The sequence below is a fragment of the Dickeya sp. CFBP 2040 genome (genome assembly GCF_012273755.1).
Lineage (GTDB): Bacteria > Pseudomonadota > Gammaproteobacteria > Enterobacterales > Enterobacteriaceae > Dickeya > Dickeya poaceiphila.
In genome coordinates, this window is sequence record NZ_JAAVXH010000072.1 from 22206 (window position 1) to 35529 (window position 13324).

General features: G+C 54.1%; 10 protein-coding genes. 3 read left to right on the forward strand and 7 right to left on the reverse strand.

All coding sequences use genetic code 11. The annotated features are described in order from the left end of the window. Window positions 1-15 precede the first annotated feature (15 nt). Both argB and argC read right to left on the reverse strand, forming a co-directional pair. Window positions 16-789, reverse strand: coding sequence for an acetylglutamate kinase (gene argB, locus Dpoa2040_RS08870; protein WP_042873403.1), 774 nt, complete (start codon window positions 787-789; stop codon window positions 16-18). Between the two features lie 24 nt (window positions 790-813). Beyond that, entirely contained in the window at window positions 814-1818 is a 1005-nt protein-coding gene (gene argC, locus Dpoa2040_RS08875) for an N-acetyl-gamma-glutamyl-phosphate reductase (RefSeq protein ID WP_168641022.1), read from the reverse strand. Window positions 1819-2032: 214 nt separating this feature from the next. Between argC and argE the strand changes: the two genes are divergently transcribed. Together argE and ppc are read left to right on the forward strand one after the other, a co-directional pair. After that, window positions 2033-3184 carry an acetylornithine deacetylase gene (argE, locus tag Dpoa2040_RS08880; RefSeq protein WP_042873407.1) on the forward strand — a complete coding sequence of 384 codons (1152 nt, stop codon included), beginning with the start codon at window positions 2033-2035 and terminating at the stop codon, window positions 3182-3184. 365 nt (window positions 3185-3549) lie between these two features. Then, the gene (ppc, locus tag Dpoa2040_RS08885; protein ID WP_168641023.1) at window positions 3550-6189 is read left to right on the forward strand and encodes a phosphoenolpyruvate carboxylase; all 2640 of its coding nucleotides are present in this window, start codon (window positions 3550-3552) and stop codon (window positions 6187-6189) included. Window positions 6190-6437: 248 nt separating this feature from the next. On the opposite strand, the gene Dpoa2040_RS08890 is transcribed toward ppc, so the two are convergent. The 4 genes from Dpoa2040_RS08890 to udp all read right to left on the reverse strand — a co-directional run bounded on the left by Dpoa2040_RS08890 (window position 6438) and on the right by udp (window position 9701). Beyond that, window positions 6438-7040 carry a hypothetical protein gene (locus Dpoa2040_RS08890; protein WP_146411638.1) on the reverse strand — a complete coding sequence of 201 codons (603 nt, stop codon included), beginning with the start codon at window positions 7038-7040 and terminating at the stop codon, window positions 6438-6440. Between the two features lie 7 nt (window positions 7041-7047). Continuing rightward, entirely contained in the window at window positions 7048-7572 is a 525-nt protein-coding gene (locus Dpoa2040_RS08895; protein ID WP_168641024.1) for a Panacea domain-containing protein, read from the reverse strand. Between the two features lie 335 nt (window positions 7573-7907). Next, window positions 7908-8690 (reverse strand): tyrosine-protein phosphatase, encoded by a 783-nt coding sequence (locus Dpoa2040_RS08900; RefSeq protein ID WP_168641025.1) that lies wholly within the window; start codon window positions 8688-8690, stop codon window positions 7908-7910. A 249-nt stretch (window positions 8691-8939) separates the two neighbouring features. Continuing rightward, window positions 8940-9701 carry a uridine phosphorylase gene (gene udp, locus Dpoa2040_RS08905; protein ID WP_168641026.1) on the reverse strand — a complete coding sequence of 254 codons (762 nt, stop codon included), beginning with the start codon at window positions 9699-9701 and terminating at the stop codon, window positions 8940-8942. A gap of 288 nt (window positions 9702-9989) precedes the next feature. Between udp and Dpoa2040_RS08910 the strand changes: the two genes are divergently transcribed. Continuing rightward, a complete protein-coding gene (locus Dpoa2040_RS08910; RefSeq protein ID WP_168641027.1) occupies window positions 9990-10817 on the forward strand; it encodes a dienelactone hydrolase family protein in 828 nt (275 codons plus the stop codon). A gap of 161 nt (window positions 10818-10978) precedes the next feature. On the opposite strand, the gene metE is transcribed toward Dpoa2040_RS08910, so the two are convergent. Further along, the gene (gene metE / locus Dpoa2040_RS08915) at window positions 10979-13246 is read right to left on the reverse strand and encodes a 5-methyltetrahydropteroyltriglutamate--homocysteine S-methyltransferase (RefSeq protein WP_168641028.1); all 2268 of its coding nucleotides are present in this window, start codon (window positions 13244-13246) and stop codon (window positions 10979-10981) included. Between the last annotated feature and the right edge of the window lie 78 nt (window positions 13247-13324).

Sequence of the window (13324 nt, forward strand, 5' to 3'; positions counted from 1 at the left end):
ATGAAGGCTGGCGGATTACGCCAGAATACGGGTGCCGATGGATACGCCGTTGAACAACGCCGGCAACTGCTCGGCGTGACGCCAGCTGGCGATATCGACCGGACGACCCAGCGCACGCGCTGCGTCCAGCGCCGCATTGACCTTGACGATCATGCCATCGGTAATAATACCCTGCTCAATCAGCTCTTCCGCTTTACCGGCGGTCATTTCCGCAATGCGTTGACCTTTGCCGTCCAGAATACCGCTAACATCGGACAGCAGGATCAGATCGGCACCCAGTGTCTGCGCCAGCGCGGTGGCAGCCTGATCGGCGTTGACGTTCATCAACTCACCGCCAGCAGTAATGCCGATGGAACTGATGACCGGCAGATAACCGGCATTCAACAAGGTATTGAGCAGCGCCGGGGAACCCGCTTCCGCTTTCCCCACGTGCCCCAGTTCGTCGTTGAGTTGCGTGACCACGGTGCTGCCACCATCCGCCAGACTCAAACCGACTGCATTGATACCGTGACGAATCGCCCAGGCCAGCAGGGTTTTATTGGCGGAACCGGCCAGCGCGCCGGTAATAACGTCGATTTGGTCCGCCGGCGTTACGCGCAGGCCGTTTTTCTTGACCACCGGCAACGACAGCTTCTTCATCAGGTCGTCCACAACACAACCGCCGCCATGCACGACAACCAGCGGACGCTGATGCTGTTGACGATAAGTCACCAGCGCGGTGAACAGGCGCTCCAGCGCCTCTTCGCTATCCAGTAATACGCCACCTAATTTGATAATTAACGGGTTCATCGGTCTTTGCGCCTCAGGGTGTCATCAGAGTAAGGATTGGGTTTCAGGGAAACCGAAGCGAATGTTCATGCACTGTACCGCCTGCGCCGCCGCGCCTTTGAGCAGGTTATCTTCGGTAGCGACCACGATCAGGTGCTCGTCTTGCACCACGAAGCCGATATCGCAGAACGGCAGCCCAACCACCGATTTCAGCGCCGGAACGCCTTTTTCATACAACCGTACCAGCGGTTTGTCGTGATAAGCGTTGTGGTAGGCTTCCGCCACATCCTGCGCAGTGACGCCCGGCTGCAGGCGGCAGGTAATCGTCGCCAGAATACCGCGCGGGAAGTTGCCCAGATGCGGGGTGAAAATCACCGGAATGCCGAGATGGGTGGCGATTTCCGGATGATGACGATGATTGAAGATGCCATACGGTTGCAGGCTGACTTCACAGAAGCTGTTGGTCATGCTGGCTTTACGGCCAGCGCCGCTGACGCCGCTGGTGGCATCGATCACCGGCCACTGGTTCGGGTTCAGCAAACCGCTTTCCACCAACGGTTTTAATGCCAGTTGAGACGCGGTCGGGTAGCAACCCGGCACGGCAATAAGCCGCGCCTGTTTGATGCGATCCGCCTGCCACTCCGCCAGACCGTACACCGCCTGTGCCAGCCAGTCGGCGTGCTGGTGCTCGAAGCCGTAGTAGCGGGTATAAAATTCAGGGTCCTGCACGCGAAATGCGCCGGAAAGGTCGAACACGGTACAACCGGCGTTCAGGAATTGCGGTGCCAGATCGTGGCTCACCTTGTGGTCGGTAGCCAGAAATACCACGTCAACACCTTTCGCCGCCTCGGCCACATCGGTCAGCGGCTGCACCGGTAAGTCAATAATGCCTTTAAGCTGAGGGTGCAGGTCGGAAATGCGTTTTCCCGCATCAACGCTTTGCGCGGACACCGCCAAAGCGGTTATGTTCATCTGCGGGTGACGGTTCAGGTACAAGGCCAGCTCAGCGCCGGTATAGCCACTTGCACCAACGATCAACGTATTCAGCATGAGTTCGGTATACCTTTATTGCCAGATAGGTGGAACAGGGAGCAGGCTCATCAGCGCGGCCACGCCGTTCACCCACAACAGCCAGAAGAAACGATTATGCGACAATCTCGCCTCGCCGCACAGCTTGTGATTTCATTTCGCCTGGCATTATTGTATTTTTATTCACAATAAATGCATGAATATTGATACTATCCTAACCCAGAGGCTGTCAACAGTGAAGATGAATTTACCCCCTTTTATGGAGCTGTACCGGGCATTGATCGCCACCCCGTCCATCAGCGCCACCGAGCGCGCTCTGGATCAAAGCAACGAAACCTTAATCAACCTGTTGGCGGGGTGGTTTAGCGACCTGGGTTTTCATGTCGATGTACAACCGGTTCCCGGCACCTTTAATAAATTCAACCTGCTGGCTCGTCTGGGTGAAGGCAATGGCGGTCTGCTGTTGGCCGGTCACACCGATACGGTGCCGTTTGACGAAGGACGCTGGACGCGCGACCCATTTACCCTTACAGAACACGACAACAAGCTCTACGGGCTAGGCACTGCCGACATGAAAGGCTTTTTCGCCTTTATTCTTGATGCGCTGCGCGATGTGGATGCCAGTAAGCTGACCAAGCCACTGTACATTCTGGCCACCGCAGATGAAGAAACGACGATGGCGGGTGCCAAGTATTTCTCCGAATCGACCGGGATTCGCCCGGATTGCGCGATTATCGGCGAACCAACCTCGCTGCAACCGGTGCGTGCCCACAAAGGCCACATGTCGAACGTCGTTCGCATTCAGGGGCAGTCCGGCCACTCCAGCGACCCGTCACGCGGCGTCAACGCCATTGAACTGATGCACGAAGCCATTTCTGAACTGATGGGGCTGCGTAACACGCTTAAAGCGCGTTACCACAACCCGGCGTTCCACATTCCTTATCCGACCATGAATTTCGGCCACATTCATGGCGGCGATGCCGCTAACCGCATTTGCGCCTGCTGTGATCTGCATATGGATATTCGCCCACTGCCGGGTATGACGCTAAGTGATCTCAATGGCCTGTTGAGTGAAGCACTGGCACCGGTCAGTGAGCGCTGGCCGGGTCGCCTGACCATCAGTGAACTACACCCGCCGATTCCCGGCTATGAATGCCCGGCGGACCATCAACTGGCACAGGTGGTGGAAAAACTGGTGGGTCAGCCGACCGATGTAGTGAATTATTGCACCGAAGCGCCGTTCATTCAGGAACTGTGCCCGACGTTGGTACTCGGCCCCGGCTCTATCAATCAGGCGCATCAACCGGACGAATTTATCGACATGTCGTTTATCAAACCGACTCGTACATTGATTACCCAGTTAGTGCATCATTTCTGCCAGCAGTAATTCGTCTAGTGGCGCTGCCCGGCTCTCATCGCCGGGCGGCCTTGTCACCAGAGAAATCCCCGCTTCTGCACAATCTCTTCAGCACGATGCCAACTGGCCGCCTGTCTCTTTTATCGCCACCTCATTGCCTTATGCGTAAGGCCGCTCTTGCTTTCACCACCGCCATAGGATAAGTGTCACTTATAAACAAGCTTTTGTAATTAAATTTCACAAATTGCCTTTTTGCCGGTTAAGCAGGTACAACTGTAACGATTAAGGAGCGTTCATTGACGAGTAATAGCGAACGTGGCTAGATAACAGACAGTAACCATACATTCTTTGTGTGTAATAAATTTACAAAAATCACGAGGTGGATCAGCGTAACTATGAATGAACAATATTCCGCTATGCGGAGCAATGTCAGTATGCTGGGTAAGCTACTCGGCGACACTATCAAGGATGCACTGGGTGCCAACATCCTTGAGCGTGTTGAAACTATCCGCAAGCTGTCCAAAGCCTCGCGCGCTGGCAGTGAGACACATCGTCAGGCGTTGCTGACCACACTGCAGAACCTGTCTAACGACGAACTGCTGCCGGTTGCCCGTGCATTCAGCCAGTTTCTTAACCTGACCAACACCGCCGAGCAATACCACAGCATTTCTCCCCACGGCGAAGCGGCCAGCAACCCGGAAGCGCTGGCAACGGTGTTTCGCAACCTGAAAAGCCGCGACAATCTGAGTGACAAAGACATCCGCGATGCAGTGGAGTCTCTGTCTATTGAGCTGGTGCTGACCGCGCACCCAACTGAAATCACCCGACGTACGCTGATCCACAAACTGGTTGAAGTGAATACCTGCCTCAAGCAGCTCGACCACGATGACCTGGCCGACTACGAACGCCACCAGATCATGCGCCGCCTGCGCCAGTTAATCGCCCAGTACTGGCATACCGATGAAATCCGCAAAATCCGCCCGACGCCGGTAGACGAAGCCAAATGGGGCTTCGCGGTGGTGGAAAACAGCCTGTGGGATGGGGTGCCGGCGTTTCTGCGCGAACTTGATGAACAGATGGACAGGGAACTCGGCTATCGCCTGCCGGTGGATTCGGTGCCGGTACGCTTCACCTCCTGGATGGGCGGCGACCGCGACGGCAACCCGAATGTGACCGCCGAAGTCACCCGCCGTGTGCTGTTGCTGAGCCGCTGGAAAGCCGCTGATCTGTTCCTGCGCGACGTGCAGGTGCTGGTGTCTGAACTGTCGATGACCACCTGTACGCCAGAACTGCAACAACTGGCGGGCGGCGAGGACGTGCAGGAACCTTATCGAGAACTGATGAAAACACTGCGTGAGCAGTTGGTCACCACTCTGGACTATCTGGATGCACGGTTGAAAGGTGAACAACGGCTTGCCCCCAACGATCTGCTGGTCACCAACGAGCAGCTATGGGAACCGCTGTACGCCTGTTATCAATCGCTACATGCCTGTGGCATGGGCATCATCGCCGATGGTCAGTTGCTCAATACTCTGCGCCGGGTGCGCTGTTTCGGCGTGCCGTTGGTACGTATTGATATACGCCAGGAGAGCACTCGTCATACCGAGGCGCTGGCGGAAATCACCCGCTATCTTGGGCTGGGAGATTACGAAAGCTGGTCGGAATCCGACAAGCAGGCGTTCCTGATCCGTGAGCTAAATTCCAAGCGTCCGCTGCTGCCGCGTCAGTGGGAACCGAGTGCCGACACGCAGGAAGTGCTGGAAACCTGCCGGGTGATCGCCGAAACACCGCGTAACGCTATCGCCGCCTACGTTATCTCGATGGCACGCACGCCGTCCGACGTGTTGGCGGTGCATTTGCTGCTAAAAGAAGCCGGTTGCCCGTACGCACTACCGGTAGCGCCGCTGTTCGAAACACTGGACGACCTGAATAATGCCGACAGCATAATGACCCAGTTGCTCAATATCGACTGGTATCGCGGCTTCATTCAGGGCAAACAAATGGTGATGATCGGCTATTCCGATTCCGCCAAAGACGCCGGGGTAATGGCCGCCTCCTGGGCGCAGTACCGCGCACAAGACGCGCTAATCAAGACCTGCGAAAAATACGGTATCGCGCTGACGTTGTTCCACGGTCGCGGCGGCTCCATTGGCCGTGGCGGTGCACCGGCCCATGCGGCACTGCTCTCTCAACCGCCCGGCAGCCTGAAAGGTGGCCTGCGTGTGACCGAGCAAGGCGAGATGATCCGCTTCAAGTTCGGCCTGCCGGAAGTCACCATCAGCAGCCTGTCGCTCTACACTTCCGCTATTCTGGAAGCCAACCTGCAGCCGCCGCCGGAACCGAAGCCGGAGTGGCATCACATCATGGATGAACTGTCGTGTATTTCCTGCGATATGTACCGTGGTTATGTGCGAGAAAACCCGGACTTCGTGCCTTACTTCCGTGCTGCCACACCGGAGCTGGAACTGGGGAAACTGCCGTTAGGGTCGCGTCCCGCCAAGCGTCGGCCAAACGGCGGCGTGGAAAGCCTGCGCGCGATTCCGTGGATTTTCGCCTGGACGCAGAACCGCCTGATGCTTCCTGCCTGGCTGGGGGCTGGCGCTGCGTTGCAGCATGTTATCGACAACGGTCATCAGAACCAGTTGGAAGCCATGTGTCGAGACTGGCCATTCTTCTCTACCCGCATCGCTATGTTGGAAATGGTGTTCGCCAAGGCTGACCTGTGGCTGGCGGAATATTACGATCAACGATTAGTGGACGAGACATTGTGGCCGCTCGGTAAACAGTTGCGTGAACAGTTGGAAAAAGACATCAAAGCGGTGTTGACCATCTCCAACGACGACCACCTGATGGCCGATCTGCCGTGGATTGCCGAATCGATCGCGTTGCGCAACGTCTACACCGACCCGCTCAACGTATTGCAGGCAGAATTACTGCACCGTTCACGTCAGCAAGACACGTTGGACCCACAGGTAGAACAGGCGCTGATGGTCACCATCGCTGGCGTCGCTGCCGGGATGCGTAATACCGGTTAATTACGAATACCGTTACAACAAACCGGGAGTCTGTGACTCCCGGTTTATATTCATCTCATGTTATATACCCGTCATACTTCAAGTTGCAGGTGCGTTGGCTGCCCTCGCTCACCCCAGTCACTTACTTAAGTAAGCGCCTGGGGATTTACTCAGTTGCCGCGTTACAAGGCTCATATGAGCCTTGCCCTAACGGGCCAAGGCGTTGCGTTGTTCAACGCGCGAGCGTGTTGTCCTGCAACTCGAATTATTTAGGGTATATTGCTACTTTCTTTGTCTGTGTCCGTTTTTTTGTCCGTACGTTCTTTTTCTTTATCCGTACTCTCTTCTTCAATACTTTTTCCCTTGATATCAGAAGGGAATAAATTTCTTATTACAACGACAAAGACTGCAACAATATTTATTGTCACACCAGAAATAAGAGCAATAACAATTTCTTTATCCAGCTTAAAGTCATGTGCATCAAACTGAATAAATAACAACCTGAATGTTGGATAGGATGACCCTTGCAGGAGGAGAATAACGATCAGGGCAATCGACCACAGCCAAACAAAACGATACGCCTTCAATGCATAAGCCTGTCGCATATCAAGCTGTTGTTGCTGTAGTTTGACTTTTCCATGCAACAGCTCAACTCGAAGAGCAGACATTCGCTGAGACATTGCAGCATTTGCTCTCTTTAGTCTGGCAATATCTTGTTCTTCTAATGTCGCTTCCGAGTAAGATTCACTAATTTCTTCTGTCGTAAACAGGTCTTCACGCGCTAAAGACAGATTATTATTTTCCTGACTTCGCCGCGTCGCCTGTTTTAATTTTTGATTAAATAAAACATCATCGCTCTTGGGGGCTTTCATAAAAAACCTATAACCCAAGCTTTTGTTTCATGGCAGCTTTAATAATTTCATTATCGATGACAAAGCCTCTTCGGCTGCCATCATGATGATCACTACGGGTAATACTCCAGGCAGAGTCCGGTGCGTGAGTCAAATTTGACAGGAAGGTGGCGCTCTTATCGCCATAGGTATCTAAAATAGCATCCATCACGGAATGTGCTCTGGTATCCGCGCAATCAACATACGGTGTAATAAATCCGACATCAGGAACACCGGTACTATCATCTGCATCAATCAAATCAAATTCAGTGCCAAAAGAATCAATATTTTTAGCACCGTATGTTTTGAATTCGTGATAAATCGAATCGATAACAGGACCAAATTTCCAGGCTTTCACGGTTTCGTTAATTAGAGGACGGTCATCGATAGCCAGCATCCATGCATGAGCAAAATAAACCAGTTTCTGTAACTTCATTGGTGTGAGATCTGTAATCCCTCGATCTTTTGCTTTTTTTATCAAGGAGTTGGCAACGGATATCGCAGAGTAAGCCATTTTACGCCTCCTTTTTGATTTGCTAAGACAACACCAAACTGTTTATATATACAGTACCAATTTAATACTAATGGTACCAAAAAAAAATGATAAGTCCAGAATTCAAAATATATACAAAACAAAAAATTACCAATAAAGAAACAATACGAGTTTGATGCCTGATACTTATCAATAAACAATATTTATCTCAATATCAAAAATTCTATATTAACCGATTCAAACCAGGCTTGATGACCTCACATCACCTCATCCCTCTTTTGGCAAGATGGCGTAAACCAGATATCGGTAATGGAAGGCCATTCACACGCAGCAACCGGTATAAGCGTATAAGCAGCCTACGCCAGATACTTCTCTCGCAGCACATCACGCGACGAGGCATCCAGACCATAATCCTGCGCCAGCCAGTTATCCACCGAACCATATCTGTCACGGATAGTATGCAACGCCGTCACCAGAAACTCTTCGCGGGCGGAAAGCACGAAATCAAAGCGTTTCAGCGCTTTCTCGCTCAGACTCGATGCCAAATCTTCCAGCAACTGACGGCGAAACGGGGTAAGCGTAGACTCCGTGACCAGATAGTCTTCCATCACCGTCTGCTCATCTGCACCCAGTGCAAACAACACCAGCGCGCAACCGATGCCGGTCCGATCCTTACCCACCGCGCAATGTTGCACCAGCGCACCATCGTCAGGCTGGCGCAGCAACGCCACCAGATGTTGATACGCCGGATTGCCAAACGGTAAACGGCGATACAACTCCAGCATAAAAGCGCGGGAATCAAACGCTTCAAGTTTTTCCGACCCCAGTGTTTCCAGGCTGGCGGTCACTTCATGCCGCAACGGGTTGGCCGGTACCGGATGATAGCGAGCGCCAGACCACAGTCGGTCAGGCCGCAGCGCCGCTTCGTCCTGATCACGATAATCCACCACATGCGCCACCGGCACACTGGCGAGATGGTCGATATCTCGCTCGCTCAACATATCCAGCGCACCGGAGCGAAACAGTTTGCCACGCCGGACCTGTCGTCCACCCGCCACGCGGATGCCGCCCAAATCACGAAAATTAACGCCACCATCAAGCGGCAGCAACGAGGGATGCAGTAATGAGGATGAGGTCATATCTTTCCCTGTAGTTATCAACAAAAGTGATCAACAAGCGTGATCAACGATGAGTTAGCCATACTGAATGATCATGGTTAAACCATCACCGAACCATGCAGACTGGTACGTATTATCAAACCTGACAATTAAATTAGCATGAAGGAAGACAAACAGATGAACAGCCTGTGGGAAAGCTGAAAAGGCGGTACGAAGATGATGCCGTGTCGTACCGCCGCGCCGAACGCATGTCCGGCGATGGAATCACACTTAAGCACTAAGCAGTTTGCGAGCTGCCGACAACACCACATTGACGGATGCATGTTCCGCTTTTTGCATCGTGGCAGTATCAGGTATTTCCTGCTGAGTACGGTTCACAATCACACCCGCTACCATCCCGGCGCGCAGGCCCTGACTGGCGCACATGGTCAGCAACGTGGCGGACTCCATTTCGTAGTTCAGCACGCCCATGCTCTGCCATTCAGCCATCGATCCCTGAAAACGCCGCACTACCCGGCCAGAATACGTATCGTAACGCTCCTGACCCGGATAGAAAGTATCCGACGAGGCAGTAATGCCGACATGCAAGGTCACTCCGGCGTCATTCGCCGCCTGTGCCAATGCGGAGGTACAGGCAAAATCCGCCACTGCCGGGAACTCCAGCGGCGCAAAGTGCAAACTGGCACCGTCGAGACGTACCGCCGCTGTGGTGACCAGCACGTCGCCCACTGAAATATGCGGCTGGATAGCGCCAGTTGTACCAACCCGCAGGAAAGTGCGCACGCCCAGTTGCGCCAGTTCCTCCACCGCAATCGATGTGGACGGGCCACCAATACCGGTGGAGCAGACAATCACCGGTTTACCCGCCAGCTCCGCACGCCAGGAAGTAAACTCCCTATGCGATGCCAGAAAAACCGGGTTCTCCATCAACCGGGCGATTTTCTCTACACGAGCAGGATCACCGGGCACAATCGCCAGCGTAGCCCCTTGTAAATCCTGCTTTGTTAAACCGAGGTGAAATACATCGGACATAAACGCCTCCCAGACAAGCTCTCAGTTACCCAACGATCTTAGCGCACAGATTGTCGCCATTAAGTGAAGTACATCGCTGATTGGAAAGTAACAAATATCTATTTACATTAATATTGTGATTTTAATCACACCAATGACTGTAATTAGCGCATGTTGCGTCACGCAATGTGGCACTGATTGCCCTATCTGGCTGCGACTATTCTCAATACACTACAAATTTTCTACACTTGCTTAACGCGGGAGCGACATTGCCCCGCAGGCAGATCCCGTCTTGATAAAGGAAAGGCAATGAAAACCGATGCGTTACTGACTCTCAGAGAGACCACACGGGCATTTTCGCCAGCCGTTATGCCGCTGGCTTCTTCCGCGATTATCACCGACGCCACCGGGCTGATTGCTGGTGAAACCACCATCCCCTCGCAAGGTGATAACCTACCTGCTTATGTCGCCAGGCCCGAACAGGCAGCCGGCCCACTACCGATTGTCTTGGTGGTACAGGAAATCTTTGGCGTGCATGAGCATATCCGCGATGTGTGCCGACGACTGGCTAAACAAGGTTATCTGGCCATCGCACCAGAACTTTATTTCCGTCAGGGCGACCCGCAGCAGTACAACGATATTCCGACGCTGATGCGCGAACTGGTCAGCAAGGTACCGGACAATCAGGTACTGTCCGACCTTGACCATACCGCACATTGGGCAGTGCGTCAGGGCGGCGATGCCAAACGTCTGGCGATTACCGGTTTCTGCTGGGGCGGTCGCATCAGTTGGTTGTACGCCGCACATAATCCGCAGTTAAAAGCCGCCGTCGCCTGGTATGGCAAACTGGTTGCGGAAAAAACGCTAACCTCGCCGCAACATCCGGTGGATGTGGCGAAAGATCTGAGCGCACCGGTACTCGGACTTTACGGCGGGCAGGACAAAAGCATCCCGCTGGAACAGGTGGAAACCATGCGTCAGGCATTACGGGCGGCCAACGCCGATGCGGAGATCGTAGTTTATCCAGACGCGGACCATGCTTTCCATGCTGATTACCGTGCGACTTATCACGAAGCTTCAGCCAAAGACGGCTGGCAACGTATGCTGGCGTGGTTTGCACGCTACGGCGTGGTGTAATATCCCATGCGTAAACCGAAAAAAGCATAAGGGAGACGCTATCGTCTCCCTTGTTACATCTGGTGGTGATGAGGAATGTTCCGGCCCTGAGCATTACATCCTATGGTTCACACTCATCCTGTCATCCTTTGCGCCATTCCCCATCACCGTTTTCGGCTGACTCATTCCGCTGTTTCGCGCAGGCGCCTGGCTGCCTGCACCATGTTCGCCAGTGACTGACGGGTTTCTGGCCAGCCGCGGGTTTTCAGGCCGCAGTCTGGATTCACCCACAGGCGTTCTGCCGGAATACGCTGAGCCGCTTTACGCAGCAGCGCTTCAATCCACTCGACGCTCGGCACGTTCGGCGAGTGAATGTCGTACACGCCTGGGCCGATTTCATTCGGGTACTCGAACTCTTCGAACGATTCCAGCAGTTCCATGTCGGAACGCGAGGTTTCGATGGTGATCACGTCCGCATCCAGTGCAGCAATGGAATCCATGATGTCGTTGAATTCGCAGTAACACATGTGGGTGTGAATCTGAGTATCATCTTTCGCTACCGCCGCATTCAGGCGGAACGCATCAACAGCCCACGCCAGATAAGCCGCCCAGTCAGAGCGGTGCAACGGCAAGCCTTCACGCAGCGCCGGTTCGTCAATCTGGATGATGCCGATACCGGCCTGCTCCAGATCCGCCACTTCGTCGCGCAGCGCCAGCGCAATCTGCTTAGCAATGGTTTCACGGCTGACATCTTCACGTGGGAAAGACCAGCACAGAATGGTGACCGGCCCCGTCAACATACCTTTCACCGGCTTGCTGGTCAGCGACTGGGCATACTTCGCCCACTCAACCGTGATCGGTTCCGGACGGCTGATATCGCCAATCACGACTGGCGGTTTCACGCAACGGGAACCGTAGCTCTGTACCCAACCGTTCTGGGTGAACACAAAGCCATCCAGATGCTCGCCGAAATATTCCACCATATCGTTACGCTCGGCTTCGCCGTGCACCAATACATCCAGTTCCAGACGTTCCTGCTCTACAATCGCCTGTTTGATGTGCTCGGCAATGCCGGTACGGTAGTTCTGACCATCCAGACGTCCCTGCTTGAAATCCAGACGCAGACTGCGAATTTCGGTGGTCTGCGGGAACGAGCCGATGGTGGTGGTCGGCCAGGCCGGCAGTTGGAAGCGCGCACGCTGCGCTTGTGCACGAACCGGGTACGGATTCTGACGCAGGCTGTCCTGTGCGGTGATCGTCGCCAGGCGCTTCGCCACCTCCGGGTTGTTAACACGAGCAGACGTCTGGCGGGCGCGGATCGGTGCGCTATATGCCACCAGTTCATCGCCATTGCCGCTATTGAGCGCACGGGTCAGCAGCGCCAGTTCCTGACACTTCTGAATGGCAAAGGCAAACCAGCTTTTTACTTCTTCATCCAGACGGGTTTCAACGCTGAGATCAATTGGGCTGTGCAGCAAAGAACAGGAGCTACCCAGCCACAGCGTACGTTTACCCAGCAGCGGTTGCAGACGCGCAAACCAGCTCGCCAGATCGGCACGCCATACATTACGACCATTGATTACGCCCAGCGACAACACCCAGTCAGCCGGCAACTGTGCGTTCAGCGACGCGGCGTCATCTTTGCCGTGCACCAAATCGACATGCAGACCTTGCACCGGCAGCGCCTTAATCACGTCCAGATTCTGGCCGATGCTGTCAAAATAGGTGGTCAGCAGCAGTTTCACCTGCCCTTGCAGCGCATCGTAAGCCGGTTTAAACGCCGCTTTCCATTCGTCGTCCAGTTCCAAAGCCAGCAACGGTTCATCAATCTGCACCCACTCGATGCCGCGTTTAGCCAGTTCGGCCAGCACCTGCTGATACACCGGCAGCACGGCGCTTAGCAGATCCAGACGGTTAAAGGCTTCGCCTTTAACTTTACCCAGCCACAGGTAGGTCACCGGGCCGAGCAGCACGGGCTTCACTTGGTGACCCAGCGCCAGCGCTTCGTCCACTTCATCCAGCAGTTGAGTCCAGGTCAGCGCGAACTGCTGGCCTTGGGTAAATTCCGGCACCATGTAGTGATAGTTGGTGTTAAACCATTTGGTCATTTCAGCGGCGGCAGCGGGTTCACCGGTCGGTGCACGGCCACGGCCAATACGGAACAGGGTATCCAGATTCACGGAACCATCCGCATTCTGGTGACGGGCAGGTACATTTCCCAACAGCAAGCTGGTGGTCAGCACATGGTCGTACCAGGCAAAATCGCCCACCGGCAGCAGTTCCACGCCGGCGTCTTTCTGCTGCTGCCAGTGACGGGCACGCAGCTCACGGCCCACGGCCAGCAGATCGTCCTGCGTGCTGTTCCCTGCCCAATAGCTTTCCTGTGCTTTTTTCAGTTCACGACGCAGACCGACGCGCGGAAAACCGAGAGTGTGATTTAAAATTGCCATGCCCAAATCCTCATTTAGCCGTCCAGATGTTTACACATCCATAATCCGCAGGTAGTGTAGTAAGTACAAGCGCAATTT